At 35.6% G+C, this 19,310-nt stretch carries 14 protein-coding genes and 1 riboswitch; of the genes, 10 read left to right on the plus strand and 4 right to left on the minus strand.

Annotated features, from left to right (window positions below; genetic code table 11):
• The first annotated feature begins 62 nt into the window (after positions 1-62).
• The 10 genes from BAMA_RS17870 to BAMA_RS17915 all read left to right on the plus strand — a co-directional run bounded on the left by BAMA_RS17870 (position 63) and on the right by BAMA_RS17915 (position 13,734).
• On the plus strand, positions 63-1,799 hold the full coding sequence (locus BAMA_RS17870; RefSeq protein WP_034641908.1) for an ABC transporter ATP-binding protein: 1,737 nt from the start codon (positions 63-65) through the stop codon (positions 1,797-1,799).
• 1 nt (position 1,800) lies between these two features.
• Positions 1,801-3,534: an ABC transporter ATP-binding protein gene (locus BAMA_RS17875; RefSeq protein ID WP_162176071.1), complete on the plus strand. Its 1,734-nt coding sequence runs from the start codon at positions 1,801-1,803 to the stop codon at positions 3,532-3,534.
• Positions 3,535-3,818: 284 nt separating this feature from the next.
• A complete protein-coding gene (locus tag BAMA_RS17880; protein WP_034641910.1) occupies positions 3,819-5,417 on the plus strand; it encodes an ABC transporter substrate-binding protein in 1,599 nt (532 codons plus the stop codon).
• A gap of 88 nt (positions 5,418-5,505) precedes the next feature.
• A complete protein-coding gene (locus tag BAMA_RS17885) occupies positions 5,506-6,456 on the plus strand; it encodes an ABC transporter permease (protein ID WP_034641912.1) in 951 nt (316 codons plus the stop codon).
• Between the two features lie 6 nt (positions 6,457-6,462).
• On the plus strand, positions 6,463-7,308 hold the full coding sequence (locus BAMA_RS17890; RefSeq protein ID WP_034641914.1) for an ABC transporter permease: 846 nt from the start codon (positions 6,463-6,465) through the stop codon (positions 7,306-7,308).
• Positions 7,309-7,332: 24 nt separating this feature from the next.
• Positions 7,333-8,343 carry an ABC transporter ATP-binding protein gene (locus BAMA_RS17895; RefSeq protein ID WP_034641916.1) on the plus strand — a complete coding sequence of 337 codons (1,011 nt, stop codon included), beginning with the start codon at positions 7,333-7,335 and terminating at the stop codon, positions 8,341-8,343.
• Positions 8,330-9,304 (plus strand): ABC transporter ATP-binding protein, encoded by a 975-nt coding sequence (locus tag BAMA_RS17900; RefSeq protein ID WP_034641918.1) that lies wholly within the window; start codon positions 8,330-8,332, stop codon positions 9,302-9,304. The genes BAMA_RS17895 and BAMA_RS17900 overlap by 14 nt, the downstream gene beginning before the upstream one ends.
• A 152-nt stretch (positions 9,305-9,456) precedes the next feature.
• A complete protein-coding gene (locus tag BAMA_RS17905) occupies positions 9,457-10,923 on the plus strand; it encodes a lytic polysaccharide monooxygenase (RefSeq protein ID WP_034641921.1) in 1,467 nt (488 codons plus the stop codon).
• Positions 10,924-11,336: 413 nt separating this feature from the next.
• The gene (locus BAMA_RS17910; RefSeq protein ID WP_034642014.1) at positions 11,337-13,052 is read left to right on the plus strand and encodes a DUF3981 domain-containing protein; all 1,716 of its coding nucleotides are present in this window, start codon (positions 11,337-11,339) and stop codon (positions 13,050-13,052) included.
• 157 nt (positions 13,053-13,209) lie between these two features.
• A complete protein-coding gene (locus BAMA_RS17915) occupies positions 13,210-13,734 on the plus strand; it encodes a lipoprotein (protein WP_034641923.1) in 525 nt (174 codons plus the stop codon).
• 40 nt (positions 13,735-13,774) lie between these two features.
• On the opposite strand, the gene BAMA_RS17920 is transcribed toward BAMA_RS17915, so the two are convergent.
• From BAMA_RS17920 to BAMA_RS17935, 4 genes are all read right to left on the minus strand, one after another.
• A complete protein-coding gene (locus BAMA_RS17920; protein WP_034641925.1) occupies positions 13,775-15,412 on the minus strand; it encodes a glucosaminidase domain-containing protein in 1,638 nt (545 codons plus the stop codon).
• A 334-nt stretch (positions 15,413-15,746) separates the two neighbouring features.
• Positions 15,747-16,241: a YusW family protein gene (locus tag BAMA_RS17925; protein WP_034641926.1), complete on the minus strand. Its 495-nt coding sequence runs from the start codon at positions 16,239-16,241 to the stop codon at positions 15,747-15,749.
• A 106-nt stretch (positions 16,242-16,347) separates the two neighbouring features.
• Positions 16,348-17,988, minus strand: a complete 1,641-nt coding sequence (locus BAMA_RS17930) for a peptide ABC transporter substrate-binding protein (protein ID WP_034641928.1) — start codon at positions 17,986-17,988, stop codon at positions 16,348-16,350.
• A gap of 150 nt (positions 17,989-18,138) precedes the next feature.
• Positions 18,139-18,244: riboswitch (SAM riboswitch) on the minus strand.
• Positions 18,245-18,407: 163 nt separating this feature from the next.
• Positions 18,408-19,241 carry an aldo/keto reductase gene (locus BAMA_RS17935; RefSeq protein ID WP_034641930.1) on the minus strand — a complete coding sequence of 278 codons (834 nt, stop codon included), beginning with the start codon at positions 19,239-19,241 and terminating at the stop codon, positions 18,408-18,410.
• Between the last annotated feature and the right edge of the window lie 69 nt (positions 19,242-19,310).

A 19,310-nucleotide genomic window follows, 5' to 3' on the forward strand; every position in this document is an offset into this window, starting at 1 on the left:
ATGATGTCTGTTATCAATTACATTAATTGATAACAGAAGGAATACAAGGGGGGATACGTTCTGTGAAGGAGGAAACGAACATATCGTTTTTATGGAAAGAAACGAAGGGAGAGCGAGGTAAACTATTATTCGCAGTTCTTTTTAGTGTGTGTAGTACCATCCTTACTTTTGCGCCATTTCTATTTGCTTATCAAATTTTAAATGAATTACTGCTTGAAAATCCTAATTATACTCAAATAAAAGGATGGGCCATTTGGACAGCAGTATTTGTACTCTTAAAGTTTTTGTTACTTACCATTTCGGGTGTTTTCTCTCATATCGCGGCTTTTAACATATTATACAAACTAAGAGTAAAGACGATTGATCATTTAGCAAAATTACCACTTGGTTATTTCACAAAAAAAGCTTCTGGTGAACTAAAAAAATCAATTAATGAAGATATTGAAAAGATAGAAGGTTCATTAGCACATCAACTTCCGGACTTATCAGCAGCAATTGCAGCGCCATTTGTCATATATAGTTATTTATTATTTGTTGATTGGAAATTATCACTTGTGTTACTCGTTCCATTGCTTCTGAGTTACATTTTACAAGCGCTTATGTTCAAGAACTTTAATCAAAACATGAACAGTTACCATACGCATTTAGAACGGATGAATGCAGCTTTTGTTGAATATATTCGCGGTATGTTTGTGTTTAAAGCCTTTAATATAACAGGAGCATCTTTTGAAAAATTACGAGTAGCCATTGAAGGATACCAAAAGATGTGGGTTGAAATCAGTCGGAAACAATCGCCGTATTATGCGCTCTTTTCATTAGTAACGGAGTCGTCATTATTATTTGTTATTCCAATTGGTGGTTTGATGATGGTAAACGGAGCGATTGAGGCAAGTGCCTTTTTATTATTTTTAGTACTAAGTATTACATTTTTGTCTTCCTTGAAACAGCTACTAGACTTTGGTGGAAATGTGGCGGTCATTTTAGAAGGAGTGTCACGTTTAAAACATATATGGGCTGAAACACCACAGCGTGTTGGTAAGATTGAAATTGAAAAAGATAAGGTGGAATCCTTATCTTTTCGTAACGTTTCTTTTAAGTATGAAAACCATTATGTGTTGCGAAATGTTTCGTTATATGTGGCAAAAGGTGAGACGATTGCTTTTGTTGGTCCTTCTGGTGCGGGGAAAACAACAGCCGGTGAGTTAGCAGCTCGTTTTTTTGACTTGGAAGAAGGGTGTATTCAAATTAATAACGCTAGTATTCAAGATATTAGGCAGGAAAACGTAATGGATCTTATCTCCTTTGTTTTTCAAGATACATTTTTAGCAGAGGATACGATTTGGAATAATATTGTGATGGGAAGAACATATACGAAAGAGCAAGTAGAACAAGTGTGTAAAGATGCTGAAATTCATGAGTTTATTACATCATTGCCAAATGGATATGAAACTCGCCTCGGTGAGAATGGTGTGAAAGTGAGCGGTGGACAAAAGCAAAGAATTGCGATTGCAAGGGCAATGCTAAAGGATTCACCAATTGTCATTTTAGATGAAGCAACGTCACACTCTGATATTGAAAATGAAAGGAAAATTCAGCGAGCTTTAAACCGCTTGTTAGTAAACAAAATGACAATTATTATTGCGCACAGGTTGCATACAATTGCTGAGGCAGATCGGATATATGCTTTTAAAGAAGGTTATATTGTTGAAGAGGGCGATCATCTCTCTTTAATGAAGCGAAAAGGATTGTATGAAAACATGTGGAGAAGTTATAAGAAGTTCGAAGAGGAGGTGGTTTGAAATGATGCTGAAATTGCAAACGATTTTAGGTGGGAATTTGAAACGTCTCTACTTTCCGATTTTTTTAACGGTGCTTGATACAATTGGTGCAGGGACCATTTATGGTGTGCTCTATTATGTGTTATTGCATATAGTGGGAGGTACTTTCACACTTGATACGGTCAAAACGTCTCTCGTTATTTTAATTGTAGCCTATGTATTTCGTTTACTTGTTATTACTTCTTCACAATATATGTTACAAGTGAGAGGGTCTGAATTGATTCGTGATGCACGTCTAAACTTATCAAACCATCTCCAACAGTTACCGCTTGGTTATTTTTCAAAACAAAGTGTCGGTACATTAATAAATTCCTGTACAGCTGATATGGTTAGTATTGAACGTGTTATTACCCACCTTATAGGAGAAATGATAAAAGTTGTGATGATTACAACGTATATTCTTGTTGTATCATTTTTTATAAATCCGAAGCTTGCATTTGCTCAGATAATAATGGTTTTATTATCAATACCATTATTAGTGATTGCTGGTCGTTTAGGTAAAAAGGGTGGGAAAATAAAACAGGATATTGTTGCCGAAGTCTTGTCTCGTGTAATGGAATACATTGATGGAATGAAAGTATTTCGTGCTCATAATCAAGCTGGCATAGCATTTGGACGTTTGCGGTCTTCATTTCAAAAATATCGAGATATAAGTATAAAGTTAGAATTATCGTTAGCACCAGTCAATTTACTATTTTTTATTTTAATTGATTTTATTGTACCGCTCCTATTTCTACTTGGTTCTTTTTCTTTAATAGACGGTACGATTACACCGGAAGTTATGGTGACATTTATTATTATTTCACTTGGTATTTCCACATTGTTTAAGCCGTTTAGCGTGTTATATTCAGAATATTTCGTTTTATCGGCTGCTGTTGATCATGTAAATAGTATTTACGAACAAAAATTACAACCATATGAACAAGAAGAGGTGGAATTTCCGAATTATAACATTCAATTCTCCAATGTTTCATTTTCATATGAAGCAAATCAACCGGTGTTAAAACATATGAATTTTACAGCAAAAGAGCATGCAATGACAGCATTAATTGGCCCTTCAGGATCAGGGAAAAGCACAGTGTTTAATTTGCTGACACGTTTTTGGGATACAGATGAAGGAGATATAACAATTGGTGGTATTTCAATTCAACAAATACATCCTGATTGTTTGTTAAAGCATATAAGCATGGTGTTCCAAAGTGTATTTCTTCTAAATGATACAGTATACAAGAACGTATTGATGGGGAAACCATCAGCGACAAAAGAGGAAGTCATTGAAGCTTGTAAAAAGGCAAACTGCCATGAGTTTATTGAGAAGTTAGCAGAAGGATATGACACAATGATTGGAGAAGGTGGTTCGACATTATCAGGTGGAGAAAAACAACGGATATCTCTTGCTAGAGCATTTTTAAAAGGTGCGCCAATTATTTTGTTAGATGAAGCAACGGCTTCGCTAGACCCTGATAATGAAATGGAAATAAAAGAAGTTATCGATACATTAATTGAAGGGAAAACAGTCATTGTTATTGCTCATAAGTTAAATACGACGCAAAATGCAGATCAAATTGTGTTATTACATGAGGGATGCATTGATGAGCTAGGGACACATGAAGAGCTAATGGAACAGAGAGGTTACTATGCAAAGTTATACAGTGAGCAGCTTGCAGCAAAGGATTGGAGAGTATTGAGTGAATAAAGTAAAGCTTCTACTGATGGTTAGTTAAACGAACTCCGCATTTCCGAACTGAACTGTTAATCTTCTAGCTTAAACTAAGTTTTAAGGTGGAGTTTTTGGCTTGTAAATAGAAGAAAAAACCTCTTTCATCATAAAAGAGGTTTTTTTAATGGAAGTTTAAAATATTGCTGTAAATAAATAATTGACTTTATTTACCTCTAGTGATAATTTAATACCTATAGGAAAACTCGGCATTAAATCATAGTTTTCTTATAGGTATTAAATGTTTATTAGGGGGACATAAGATGAAAAGAAAGTTAGCAACGGTATCATTTATTTTATTTTTATTGATTGGTTTAGTTGCTTGCTCAGGAGGAAAAGAGAAAGCAAAACAAGCTAGTTCAAATAGTACAAGTGAAACAGGGAGTCCAAAAGATGGGGGCACATTAACAATTGGTGTGAGTGATAACCCGGATGCCATGAATCCACTTTATGCAAATGATCGTGTATCATTAACAATTCAGCAAGCGTTATATGCACCGTTATATCACATGCATAATGGAGAAAAGAAATTTGTTCTTGCTGAAAGTTTTACGCCTTCGGAAGATCAATTAACGTGGACATTAAAGTTAAAAGATAATTTAAAGTGGCATGATGGTCAAAAAATTACAGCGGACGATATTGTTTTTACAGTTGAATCGATTTTAGATGAAAAGCAAAGTAGTTCAAGACGTGAAAACTTTATTTTTAAAGGGCAACCAGTTCAGGTGGAGAAGGTCGATGAACTCACGGCTCAGTTTGTATTGCCACAAGTTAGTGCTTCATTCGAAGGAGTATTAAATGACTTCTTCCCGATTCCAAAACATGTATTTGAAAATGAAACGGATTTAATGAAGAGTGAAAAAAATAATCATCCTATCGGTTCAGGACCGTTTAAGTTTAAAGAATTTAAAACAGACGAGTATGTTGTGTTAGAGCGCTTTGATGATTATTTTGCAGGAAAGCCAAAGTTAGATTCCGTTGTATATCGTGTTGTAAAAGACCGTAACACAGCAAATGTATCGCTGCAAAATGGTCAAATTAATATGAAGATGATTGAACCGCAAGACTATAAGAAACTAAATGAGACAGACAAATTTTCTATGGTGCTATTCCCGGAGGAAAGATTATTCTACATGTCTTATAACTTAAATAATGAGTTAATGCAGAAGAAAGAAGTGCGCCAAGCGATTGCGCATGCTTTAGATAAGAAAGAGATGATTCAATCTGCGTTTGTCTCTGATCAGTTTGCAGAACCAGCGCATTCGATTTTAACGCCAGGTACACTTCACTATTCTTCGGATGTGAAAAAATACAAACATGATCAAAAGAAAGCAAAAGCATTATTAAAAGAAGCTGGTGTGAAAGAAAACGAAACGGTTCGTGTCATGTATGTGACGAACAATAAAGTAATGGAAAGCTTAGCGCTGTACACGCAACAAAAGTTAAAAGAAGTGGGCTTAGAAGTTGAGTTGTTAGCATTGGATGCGAGTGCAGCAAGTGAGAAGAGTTTAGATAAAGAAAATAAAGATTATGATATCACGTTTGGTGGCTATATTATGGGACCAGAACCAGACGTATATAAGAGTCTATATTTAAGCGATGCAGAATATAATTATGCTCGTTATAAAAATGCTGAACTAGATCAGTTATGGGCAGATGCAGCTGTAGAAACTGATAAAGAGAAGCGTGCAAAACTGTACCATGAAATTCAAAAAACGATTGCTGAAGATGTACCATACTTTCCAATTGCATATCCAAAAGCAGTAATTGCAGTGGATAAAAAGTATGGTGGGTTAGAGGAAGCACATGCAATTCCTGTCACAATGTTTGAAGATTTATCGAAGATTTATGAAGTACAATAGTGCATTTGAGTACAAATAAAAAAGCTGGTATTTTATCAGCTTTTTTATCATGACTTTTTACGGTATGTAATGAGGGGGAGGCACAAGCATGAGGACAGTAATTGTGAAACGGCTTTTAAATGCGATACCGCTATTATTTGTCATTTCTATTATTTCTTTCGTATTAATTAAGCTCGCTCCGGGGGATCCGGTTCGAAACTTTGTAACACCAAATATGAGTCCGGTTGATGTTGAGCGTATGCGGGCAAGTTTAGGATTAGATCAACCCATTTATATTCAATATGTATTATGGCTGAAAAGTATTTTAAGTGGGGATTTTGGCTATTCACTTTTAAGTCATAAGCCTGTGTTTGAGCTAATTGTAGAGCGGTTACCAGCTACAATTGGGCTTATGGGTTTATCTCTTATTCTATCGTTTTGTATTGCTATTCCGTTAGGGTTATTGAGTGGAATTAAGAAAAATTCTTTATTTGATCGAATAGTAAACTTTATTTCATATGTTGGGATTTCGATGCCTGTTTTTTGGTTCGCTTTATTATTAATTTATTTATTTTCATTAAAGTGGAACCTTCTTCCGAGTATGGGGATGCGTACAGTTGGGGAAGATTCTATTTTAGATGTAATCAAGCACGGTATTTTACCATGTACGGTCCTTGCCTTTCAAAATGTATCGGTGTACGTGAGATACATTCGTTCTAGCACAGTTCAACAACTAGGAGAAGAGTACGTGCAAACACAATATGCATATGGTGCTTCGAGGAGAAGTGTATTATTTGGCCATGTGTTACGAAATGTGTTAATTCCAATTGTAACGATTTTTGGGTTGTCTATTCCAAGCTTAGTTGGTGGAGCTTTTATTACGGAAACAGTATTTTCATGGCCAGGGCTTGGTTCCTTAGGGGTAAATTCTATATTTAAGTTTGATTATCCAGTTATCATGGCAATCACATTGTTATCATCAGTTATGTTAATTCTCGGTAATTTAATTGCTGATATTTTATACGGCATTGTTGATCCGCGTATTCGAATGAGGGGGTGAGTAGAGATGAACAAACGGAGATTACAAAGTGTAAAGAAAGAGTTAACGCAAAATAAATTTGTACTTATGGCGATAGGAACATTGACGTTGTTAACGGTTGTTTCTGTATTTGCATTTCTATCACCTTATGACCCTAGCAAAATGTCAATTCCAGACCGACTGCAGACTCCTAGTCTCACACATCCTTTTGGAACAGACGACTATGGCAGAGATTATTTAACGCGTGCTTTATATGGAGGGCAAATCTCTCTTGCAGTTGGCTTTTTATCTATGATTGTTTCTGTTTCAGTAGGGACGTTAGTTGGAACAGTTAGCGGATATTTTGGCGGGAAAATAGATAATTTTTTAATGCGGATTGTAGAAATATTAATGTCGATCCCTTCATTTTTCTTGATGTTACTTTTAAATGCATATTTAAAGCCAGGGATTATGACGCTCATCTTAATTATTGGATTTATGACGTGGATGGATACGGCACGCATTGTACGGGCAGAAACGTTATCCGTGAAGGAACGCGAATATGTTTTATATGCAAAAGTATCAGGCCAAAATTCATTTGCAATTATTTTTAGACACATTATCCCAAATATCGCTTCCACAATTATTATTGCAGCAACATTAACAAATGCAACTGCGATTTTAATGGAGTCATCGCTTAGTTTCTTAGGATTAGGTATTCGAGAGCCGGACTCTTCATGGGGAAGTATGCTAAATAATGCACAAGGATACATTGGTGAGGCTTGGTATTTAACACTTTTCCCAGGTTTTCTTATTTTATTAACCGTTCTAAGCTTTAATGTACTAGGCGACGCATTAAAGACGGTATTTTCACCAAAGCAAAATAATTCGTGAAGTGAATAAGGGGGAGTGAAGAACGTGTCAAATAAACTATTGCAAATAAAAGGGTTAAAGACATCCTTTTTTACGGAAAACGGTGAGGTTGAAGCGGTTCGAGGAGTTACTTTCGATATAAATAAAGGAGAAGTCGTTGGGATTGTAGGGGAATCTGGAAGTGGTAAAAGCGTAATGGCAAAGTCTATTATGGCGCTTATTAATCGTCCGGGAAAAATAAAGGAAGGCGAGATTCTGTTTCAAAATGAAAACATGTTGAATAAATCAGAAAAAGAGTTGCGAGCTGTGCGTGGAAACCAAATCTCTATGATTTCGCAAGACCCAATGTCTTCATTAAATCCAGTTATTAAAATTGGAAAGCAGCTTACAGAAGTCATTATGCGTCATCAAAAAGTAAAGAAAAAACAAGCTTTTGATATAGCTGTTAAGTTATTGGAACAGGTTGGGATTTCTTCACCAGGAGAAAGGATGAAACAGTATCCACATGAACTTAGCGGAGGAATGAAGCAACGAATTATGATTGCGATGGCGATGTCTTGCTATCCAGAGTTGTTAATTGCAGATGAGCCTACAACTGCTTTAGATGTAACGATACAAGCTCAAATTTTAGATTTAATGAGAACATTAAAAGATGAAACGAATATGTCACTACTATTAATTACACATGATTTAGGAATTGTGGCGCAAAACTGTACAAAAGTTATTGTCATGTATGGAGGTTTAGTAATGGAGGAAGGGAATGCAATTGATATTTTCCAACAACCAAATCATCCATATACAAAAGGACTATTGAATTCATTGCCTAAAGTAAGAAATGGGGTGAGAGAAAGACTAGTTCCCATTCAAGGTGTTACACCAAGCTTACTAAATCCACCGAAAGGTTGCCCATTTGCAGAGCGTTGTCCATATAAGATGGAAATCTGCGGGAGTGAACGTCCACCTTATTTTGAGCTAGGTAAAGAAAGGCGCTCGATGTGCTGGTTAAATGACGGAACAATAGATAGAAAAGTAGGTGAGCTTGTTGGAGCACAATAATTTAATTGAAGTTCGAAATATAAAAAAATACTTTCCTATAAAAAAAGGATTGTTCGGTAGAAAAACGGAGCAATTAAAGGCAATAGACGATCTTAGCTTCACGATAAGAAAAGGTGAGACATTTGGGCTTGTAGGAGAATCAGGCTGCGGAAAATCAACAACAGGTAGAAGTATTATTCGTCTGCACAATGTAACTTCAGGAAGTATTATTTTTGATGGAGAAGATATTACGAAGTTAAAAGGGAAAGATTTAATGGAGTATAGAAAAAGGATGCAAATTATTTTTCAAGATCCATATGCTTCTTTAAATCCAACAATGAATGTATTTGAAATTATTAGTGAACCGATGAATATTCATGGTTCATACTCGGTTGAAGAGCGGAAGGGAATTATTTTAGATCTTTTAAAAAAGGTTGGCTTAAAAGAAGAACATTTATATCGATATCCACATGAGTTTAGCGGAGGGCAAAGACAAAGAATTAGTATTGCACGTGCGCTGTCAGTGAAGCCAGATTTTATTTTATGTGATGAACCTATTTCAGCATTAGATGTTTCTGTACAGGCGCAAGTTATTAATATGCTTCAAGATATTCAAGAAGAAACAGGAGTAACATATTTATTTATCGCTCATGATCTATCAATGGTAAGACATATTTCGGATCGAATTGGTGTGATGTATTTAGGTAACATCGTTGAGATTGCCGGTAGTGACGATTTATATACAAAACCAGCTCATCCGTATACGAAGGCTTTACTTTCATCTATTCCGGATATGGATCCAACAAAAGTAGCAAGTGAACGTATTATTTTACAAGGAGAGGTACCGAGTCCTCTCCATTCACCATCAGGATGTAAATTTAGAACAAGATGTCCTCATGCCATGGAGAAATGTGCAACAGCTGTACCCCCTATGATTCAAATTGATCAAAATCATCAAGTAGCATGTCATTTGTTTGGATGACATGTATAGAAGAAGTGTTATAAAACGCTTCTTTTTTTTGAAAAAATGTGGACGTTTTTTTAAAAAACAAATCATTTAATATAAATTTATAAATTTTTATATTATAATATAAAAGGTTTCTTAAAAAACTAAAAAAGAGAGGACCAAACGATATGGGAAAACAAAAAAAGAAATGGAACAAAACATTATTAAAAACAGCACCGCTACTTGTAGTGTGTGGAATTATGGGAACGGCATTTGCAGAGACAGCTTCTGCCCATGGTTATATTGAATCACCAACAAGTCGTTCTTATATGTGTAAGACAGGGCAAAACTTAAATTGTGGACCAGTGCAATACGAGCCTCAAAGTATTGAAGCGCAAGGGACGTTTCCAAAGCTTGGACCAGCAGATGGACAGATTGCAAGCGGTGGTATTTTCAAGCAACTTGACGTTCAGACTGTAGATCGCTGGAATAAGGTAACGATGAAGGGTGGTAAGAACACGTTTACTTGGCGCCTTACAGCACCGCACAGTACAGCTGAATGGAAATATTATATTACAAAAAAAGATTGGGATCCAAATAAGCCGTTAACACGAGCTGATTTGGAGCAGATTGGTTATATTCATGAAGGTGGAAAAAAGCCATCATCTTACGAATCTCATGAGATTAATGTGCCAACGGACCGTGATGGATATCATGTTATTTTAGGTGTGTGGGAAATTGCAGATACACCAAATGCTTTCTATCAAGTAATGGATGTGAATTTAATCAATGATGGAAGTGTTCCTGCGGATAAAGAAGCACCAACAGTACCAACTTCTATTCTTTCACCAGGGCAAACTGCGAATAGTGTTGAGCTAAAGTGGTCGGCATCTACGGATAACGTAGGTGTCATGAAATACGAAATTCTTCGCAACGGAGAGGTTGTTGGAGAAAGTGGAAATGTAGCGTATACAGATCAAGGATTACAAGCAAATACAGAATATACGTATACAATACGCGCAGTTGATGCAGCAGGAAATAAATCAGATGAAAGTGCAGCATTTAAAGTAATAACGAAAGAAGCTGCAGCTATCGATAAAGAAGCACCAACAGTACCATCTACTTTTACAGGTGCTGAACATGAAATGCATGGTGTTTCTCTAGCATGGAATGCGTCTACAGATAATGTAGGAGTGGTGAAATATGAAATTGTTCGCGATGGCAAAGTAATTGCAGAAACAGCAAGAACATCTTATGTAGACCATAGCGTGCAAGAAGATACAGAATATAAATATGCAGTACGTGCAGTTGATGCAGCAGGAAATACGTCAGCACTTACGGAAGAAGTAGTTGTAAAAACGAAATCAAACTCTCATTCACATGTAGAACAGTGGAACCCCACAAAAGTATATGTAGGTGGAATGATTGTAGAATATAAAGGACTTCAATATAAAGCCAACTACTGGACAGTAGGAAATGAACCGGAAAAATCTGATGCATGGAGACTCATTAGTAATGTTGTATTAGCATGGGAAAACGATAAAGTATACTTTGGCGGAGACCGTGTAACATTTGAAGGTGTTACATATGAAGCAAAATGGTGGACAAGAGGAGAAACGCCAGGTAAAGCAGATGTTTGGAAAAAAGTAATGTAATGTGAATAGAAGACTTTCTCTATGAGAGTCTTCTATTTTTATATAAAGTGAAACTTCACTTAGTGGTGGTTCTCTTTATCCTCACTGAATGTAAGTCTGTTAATAAGGAATAAATCCATTTTAATTTTTTGAAATCTAAATTCCTGATACATAGAATACAGCGGAATCTACACTCTCTAGATTTTTTTTTTCACTTCACATGTGGCTGAAAAAGGCCCTGACCGCTTCTATGCATGGCCAGATGCTCTCTCCGACCTAAAAAGAGGGGGTGTTATGTCCTTTCTTTACTTGGCATTTATATGTACTAAAAATAGATAAAAAGAAAAAGAGTTTTCTTTTTACCAGTTTTGGATTATCTCTCCTATTTTCGGTATACTAGAAGAAATACACAATAGAAGGAGACGGTGCCATTGATTAAATTTATTATTTTAGCTGTATTAACATTGTTTATGATTCCATGGACAAGAAGTGGCGGGGGGCTTCGTACTGTTGATGGGGACAAACAGAAGGTTGTAAAACGGAAGTCTTCACCTATTTGGATTATTCCTGCTTTATTTTGGATTGGGGTCATAGTCTATGAATATTTGTGGTTAATTGATGATCGAGTAGATTCAATCATTACATATTATGCAGTGGCAATCGCCATCTTAATTTTATTAAGTTTTTTAGGACAGGCCAAAAAAGGGAAGCTAGAGTCACAAATAAAGGGAGCTACTGTATTCATTTTATTTGCCGTTTACGGTTATTTTGGATATATACATGATATTGTGATTTCTAAAGATAAGTATGAATCTGTTGTGAAAGAAGAAAAAGATATTTCTGAACCGTTTACAGAGGAAGATCAGCCGTTTACGGTACCGCCAAAAACAGCGGCAAATAAAATGAAGAAAGTATTTGGAGATATTCCAAAAGTTTCTTATTTTGAATTAGGAGAGCTTACACCACAAATGGTTAACGGTGAAGCCTTATATGTTGCACCAATTGAAGTGTCTGGATTTTTTAAGTCACGTAAAGCTGAAACGATTCCAGGTTATGTAACGATGTCTGGAACAAACCCAGATGCCGAAGCAAAGTTACATTTAGGATATAAGATGAAATATGTTCCAAGTATGTTCTTTGGTGATAACTTACAACGTGTTGTTCGTAAGGCAGAACCAGACTTGATTTTTAAAGGAAAACCAAAATTTGAAGTAGATGATAATGGAAAACCATTCTACACACTGACATATGGAGAGTTTGTATCTGGTCGTTCGGGGTTTGTACCAAAAGGTGTTGTTGTTGTAAACGCTGAGACTGGAGATGTGAAAAAGTATGAAGGTGATACAGCACCAAAGTTTATTGATGGTGTATTAAATTACGAAACAGCTTCTACTTTAAATACATACTTTGGTAAATATATACATGGTTTTTGGAATACGAAGTTCTCTCAAACAGATGTTAGAGAACCAACAGCTTGGGGAACGAAAGAAGGAGTAACACCGATATTTGGGAAAGATGGGAAGTTGTATTACTTCACAGACTTTACTTCACCGAAAGAAGGAGTAGACTCTGCATTAGGATATTCTTTAGTTGATGCGAGAACAGGAAAATTGTCTTACTTTAATGGAGATCAGGTAAAAGGGATTATGGACGGATCTGCTGCAGAGGAAGTTGTAGATAACTCATTTAAACGTGAGAAATGGCATGGGACGATGCCTGTTATTTACAACGTATATGGAAAACCATCTTGGGTTGTACCAGTTGTAGATGACGGTGGATTAGTACGTGCATATGCCGTTGTTGCAGCTTCTAATGCAAAAGTATTTGCAACTGCTCCATCACAAAAAGAAGCTTTTAAAAAGTATAAGAGTGTACTAACTGGAAGTGGTGATGCAGCACGTCCAACTTCTGATGGAAAAGAAGCGAAAATTGATGGGACAGTGCAGCGTGTGTATAAAGAGAAGACAGGCGAAAATACAATTGTTTTTGTCTTATTAGAAAATGAAGAAAAAGTGTTTATGGTCTCTGCAAAAGATTTCCCATATGCAATGTTTACAGAAGTAGGCGATGCAGTGCAGATGACATATTTAGATACAGGTGAAACAATGTCTTCTGTTTCCGAGTTTACAAATAGTAATTTACAGAAGTAAAGCGATAGATTTTCTATCGCTTTTTCTTATCGTATAAAGTGTCAATACTGTGACAAAAATGATGGTATGTATAAAAAGAGTTGCTTGTCAGTGTCATTTTAAGTTTGTTCTCGTTATAATGACAAGAGATGATGTTTTATAAAAGGAGTAGTTGAGAATGAAGTACACCATTTGGGGCAGTGTTCTACTTGGGAGTATGTTACTATTAACAGGCTGCGTCGGAAATGAGCCGAAAAAAGAAGTGACAGAGAAAGTTGAACAGCCAAAGCAGAGTAGTGAAGATAATGCGGAAGATTTGAAAGTTTATAATGAAATACATGAGAAGTATGAAGATAAGTTAAATAAAGACGTTAATGAAGCGATGCAGCTTTGGGAAGTTGCAAATGAAAGAAGTGGGAAAGCAATCTTTCATCCAGACTTCAAAAAAGATGTACAAGAAGTAACAGAAAGTGCTTTAGCTGATATAGAGCATATTCGAAGTGAGATTCGAGTGCCAGAATCAAAAAAACATGAGCATGGATTATACGTAGGTTTTTTAGATGAATCGGAAAAGGCACTGAAAAAACTAGACAGTTTAGCGAAAGATGAGGATGTTGCATTACTTCGTGATATTGAAGTGCATTTAGCAACAGCCGTTACATATTACAATCGTTTTAAGGCTGAACAACAATCGAATAAATAAAAAATATCCTCTTTCAAACATGTGAAAGAGGATATTTTTATTACATACTTAAGTTACTTTTCATTGTCCAATACTTTGTTCCGTCAGCTGTAAAGGAGAATTCTACAAATCCATTTGGATCTTCACGATACACTGTAATAGAAGCCCCGGCTGTTAACGTACCAACTTTATTTTCTTTTACATCTACATCTGAACTTTTAATTGTGTAATTAAATGGGTACGGTACTTGGTAGTAAGCACCAGCAGAGCGAACAGATGCAACAGAATTAGCCGCATATGTTGTATATGGAATTTCTTCTCCTAATGCATTTACATTTAGTATTTCAGGATTTTGTTTTAATTGTTTTGCAAAACGATAATCCGTTGCTTTATAAGGCTTCATACGTTCCATAATGCTTGCAATTTTTGTACCCCATTCTTTATCAGAGGCGTACATTACATTCATACCAACTAGAGTTGGACCGTTATAGTATTTTCCATCTGCTTCTAAATAAAATTCACGTACATAGTTGGCATTGTAGGCAATACTATCCCCAAAAGTAGGTAAATATTTTGCGTGTTTAAAAGGATCGCGGTCATAGGCACGTAACCCAAATAAATTATGCTTTCGGTAGGCAATTTCTGATTTCCCATAAGCAGATTCTAAAATAGCGTGTGCAGCTAAATAAAGAGCACTTACACCGTGATTTGTTTGTGCATTTACAAAGTCTTGACCATGTCCAATGAGTGGACTATCTGGATGATATTTCGCAATGAAATTATCAATCTCTTTTCCAGTAATAGTAGAAGCTAGTGTTAAATCTAGGTCTACGTATGATGCTGCGGTAATATGATTATCTGGACGCCACTCACCGTTTTCTGCAAAGTAATATTCATATGCACCTATTGTAGTGAGACCGGTTTGCATAGTGCCACTATATTGGAAGTAGTACCAAGTATCACCAAGTTGAAGCCATCCTGTATGCATAATACCTTGATCATTTATGTAGTACCAAGTGTTATCAAGCTGAAGCCATCCCGTATGCATAGCGCCGTTATGGTTTAAATAATACCAAGATCCATAAGAAGGAAGCCAACCCGTATGCATTTTACCGTTTCCTTGTAAATAGTACCAAGTATTACCTAGCTGAAGCCATCCTGTATGCATTTCACCATTGTTTTGTAAATAATACCAAGTATTATCAAGCTGAAGCCACCCGGTATGCATTCCACCGTTATTATTTAAGTAGTACCAAGCGCCGTTATAGGAGAGCCATCCGGTATACATCTCACCGTTATTATTTAAGTAATACCAAGCGCCGTTATAGGAGAGCCATCCCGTACGCATGGCACCGTCCTTTTGCATATAGTACCAAGAATCACCAAGTTGAAGCCACCCAGTGTGCATAGCACCGTTTTTGTTTAAATAATACCAAGATCCATTGTAAGAGAGCCACCCGGTTTTCATTTTTCCATCATTTTGGAAATAATAATATGTATTTTCAATTGTCGCCCATCCTGTTTTGAATGTACCGTCTGGATTGAAATAGTACCAATTATTATTTTTCTGTACCCATCCAGCTTGTTTTGAAGAAATTTCAAGAGTATTTGTTTTGTCTGCTGACACCTCGGCATAACTATTAACAGGAATAGATACAATGCTAGATGCTAGAACAAATGCTATAGCTTTCTTAAACATAATGTCACCGTTCTCCTTTTTATAGTATTTTTCCTATATACTATTCTATCAAGTAAATAAAGAAAAACAATGACATTAAAATTATTTTATGTATATATTTGGATTTTTTTGCAGGGTAATTTGTTATAGGGGAAGTGGAGATTAACTATAAGTAGGCCGACTTTTTGGATTGTTAGATTGATTTAAAAAAGTAGCATAGACCAAAGTTAGGGTCTATGCTACTAAGATTAAGATGTTTTTTATTGTAAGCTGTAACATTGCTACCTCAACGTTTGAGAGAAACGAAGAGGTTTAGTGGGAGGTAAAGAAAACTCCCACTGAGTGAAGTTTCACTTTATTTTTGAACTTTATATTCTTTCTTTGTTCCGTCTGTAAAGACAACTTCTAAATCGAACTTTTGATAATCTTTATCTAACTGAAATACATTAATTACTTCATCAATTACTTCTTGATCTGTAGTATTTTTATCAAATTTTAGTTGCTCTAGAAGTGGCTGTACTTTATTCATCGCTTCATCGCCAGTTAAAACCCCATTTGCTTTTGGATCTTGAATTTTTGCTTCCATTGCTTCAGTATCTGTTTTTGCTTGATACTCCGCTTCGTAGTCTTTTGCTGCATCTTGATAGTCGACACCTAAGTCAAAGTTGTTAAAATTAAGTTTTAAATCTTCACCTCTATTAGTAGTTTTATCATCTACGTTGTCTTTTGTTGTATCTTCAGTTACTTTTTTATCACCATTATTATCATTTGTATCTGTTGCCGTATTGTTACAACCAGTAATAACAGGTACTAACATAAGTGATAGTAAAATTGAAAATAAAATTTTCATGACATAATCCTCCTTAAGAAATGTTATTCAATAAAAGTTTTACCAATTTTTCTCTATTTATGTATGTGAAATAAAAAAGGTATCCTAAAGAGGATACCGTGTAAAATTATTTTTCAATTTTTGCCCATTTAAAGTTTAATGGACCTGCAAAATCAACTTCGACAATTCCTTTTACATATGAGCGTTCTAAGTAAGAAGATCCGTTTTGGTACAGAGGCGCAATAACAGCATCTTCAAATAGAATTTTCTCAGCTTCTTTTAATGCTCCCCAACGTGCTTTTTCGTCACTAGCTAAGTCTGTTTTTGCTTTGTTAATTAAATCATCAAATTTTGGATTAGAATAATGATTTAAGTTATAAGGGTTATTTGTTTCAAATAGATCTAAAAATGTAATTGGGTCTGCGAAATCAGGGCTCCAACCATCAATGCTAATTTCATATTGTCCATCTAATAGTAATGTAACTTGCTGTTTACGAGGTTGTGATTTAATGTTAACTGTTAGTCCATCTAAATTTTTTTCTAATTGCTCTTTTAAATATGAACCCGTCTTTTTTGATAAGTCGCTATCGCTTGTTAATAGCTCAAGTGTTACTTTCTCTACTCCTAATTCTTGTTTTGCTTTCTTCCATAATGTTTTTGCTTCTTTTGGGTTTTCTTTCGTTAAATCACCATTTTCAGCCCGGAAGTCTTTTCCATCAGGGCCTTGTACAAAGTTTTTTGGTACAAGGGAGTAAGCAGGAAGAGAGCCGTCATTGAGTAATACATTTACAAATGCTTTCTTATCGATACTTTGATCGATTGCTTTACGAGCATGAACATTTTTAAGTACGTTATTTTGTTGGTTTAAGCGTAGAAATTGTACACCAACGTCTGGTCTTTCTTTAAAGTTTTTATCAGTTCGATATTTATCAACAAGATCTGATGTTAAACCGATTCGATCAATTTGGTTTGATTCATATAAGTTTAATGCAGTTGAATGTTCTTTTACGATATTAAAATTAATTTCTTCAAGGTTTACAGTATCTTTGTCCCAGTAGTTTTCATTCTTTTTAAATTGGAAACTTTGTTCATGCTTCCAGTTTTCTAATGTAAATGCACCGTTATAAATAAGAGTATTCGATTCTAATGCGTATTGCTCACCTTGTGATTTATAAAATTCTTCATTAATTGGTAAGAATGTAGGGAACGCTGTTAAACTAATAAAGAAGGGAACAGGACGTTCAAGTTCTACCTCCAGTGTATAGTCATCGATTGCTTTTACTCCTAATTGATCTGGCGTGAGCTCACTGTTATTAATTTTCTTCGCGTTTTTAATGTCGAAGAATAAGAATGCATATTCAGATGCGGTATTGGGATCAACTGCGCGTTGCCAAGCAAATACGAAATCTTTTGCTGTAACAGGTGTGCCGTTTGACCATTTTGATTCTCGTAAATGGAATGTATACTTTGTTTTATCTTCACTTACATCGTGAGACTTAGCAACGCCAGGAACAGGTTTATTCCCTTCGCCAAGATTGTATAATCCTTCAAATACATTACGCATTACTTGTCCAGAATCAGTATCAGTAGCGCGGGCCGTATCCATTGTACGAATCTCAGTGCCAGCCACTAAGTTTAATACTTGTTTATCGGGTGCTTTTTCTTTTGCACCTGCACGTTTTGTATCATCTTTTGTATTTGAGCATCCTGTAAATAGTAGGCTCACTCCTAAAATAGATGCAATTGCTGATTTGTACTTTCTTGTCATCATAAATTCCTCCTCAAATTGTTTGTCTATTTGCCTGTATATTTTTGTTGGCCAACAATTGTGAGGGAAATGAAAAAATCCCTCTTTTCATATGAAGAAAGAGGGATTTACATGTTTAAAACGTGCGCACATTTATAAACAAAGTCCCTCATTCTATCTTTCGAGCAAATTGCTCGCAGGAAGTGGCACAGTATTCGCACGCGAACCTGTTGCCGAGGTTTCAAAGGGCCAGTCCCTCCACCTCTCTTGATACAATGAGTAAACATAATAGACAAATATTAATTTTTTGTTTCTTTGATTATTCAAAATCTTATCACCTGCATAAACGAAATGTCAACAAACTAAATATATTCATAATTTTCAGTTATAATAAATGGAAAAAACTCCCACCGTATAGGTAGGAGAGAGTTTTCTTTATATTAAAAATCAAAGTTATCTGGATCTGGACCAACGCGATGATTTTCATTTAATGCTTGAATCTTTTCCATGTCTTCGTTCGTGAGTTCAAAATTAAAGATATCCGCATTTTCTATAATACGATGTTCTTTTATAGATTTTGGAATTGTAACGACTTCGTTTTGTAAATCCCATCGTAAAATGACTTGAGCGGTAGATTTATTATATTTTTTTGCAATCTCTTGTAAAACAGGATGATCAAGAAGCTGTCCTTGCATTAATGGTGACCAAGCTTCTAGTTGAATGGTATGCTCTTTACAAAAAGCATGTAGTTTTTCTTGTGTTAAGCGTGGATGATACTCAACTTGATTCACCATCGGTTTAATCTCTGCACCTTCTAGTAAGTCTTGTAAGTGATGAATTTGGAAGTTACTCACGCCAATTGCACGAACACGCCCGTCTTTATATAGTTTTTCTAGTGCTTTCCATGTTTCTTTATACTTTCCTTGAACTGGCCAGTGCACTAAGTATAAATCTAAGTATTCTAAGCCAAGCTTTTGCAAACTCGTTTCAAATGCTTGTAACGTAGATTCATAGCCTTGATCGCTATTCCATACTTTTGATGTAATAAATAGTTCTTCACGAGGTACATTACTTTCGCGAAGCGCTTGACCAACACCATCTTCATTGTTATAAATTGCTGCCGTATCAATGCTGCGATACCCATTTTGAATTGCTGTTTTTACAGAATGAATGACATCAGAACCATCCTCTACTTTAAAAACACCTAAGCCAAACCATGGCATTTTTACACCGTTATGTAGCGTAGCATAGTCTTGTAAACTCGTGAACTTCATTGTGATTCCTCCATTTTATCTTTTTGAAAAAAAGTAAGTTGCTTACAATATAACATTTGAGAGGTGGGA

The sequence above is a fragment of the Bacillus manliponensis genome (genome assembly GCF_000712595.1).
Classification (GTDB): Bacteria; Bacillota; Bacilli; order Bacillales; family Bacillaceae_G; genus Bacillus_A; species Bacillus_A manliponensis.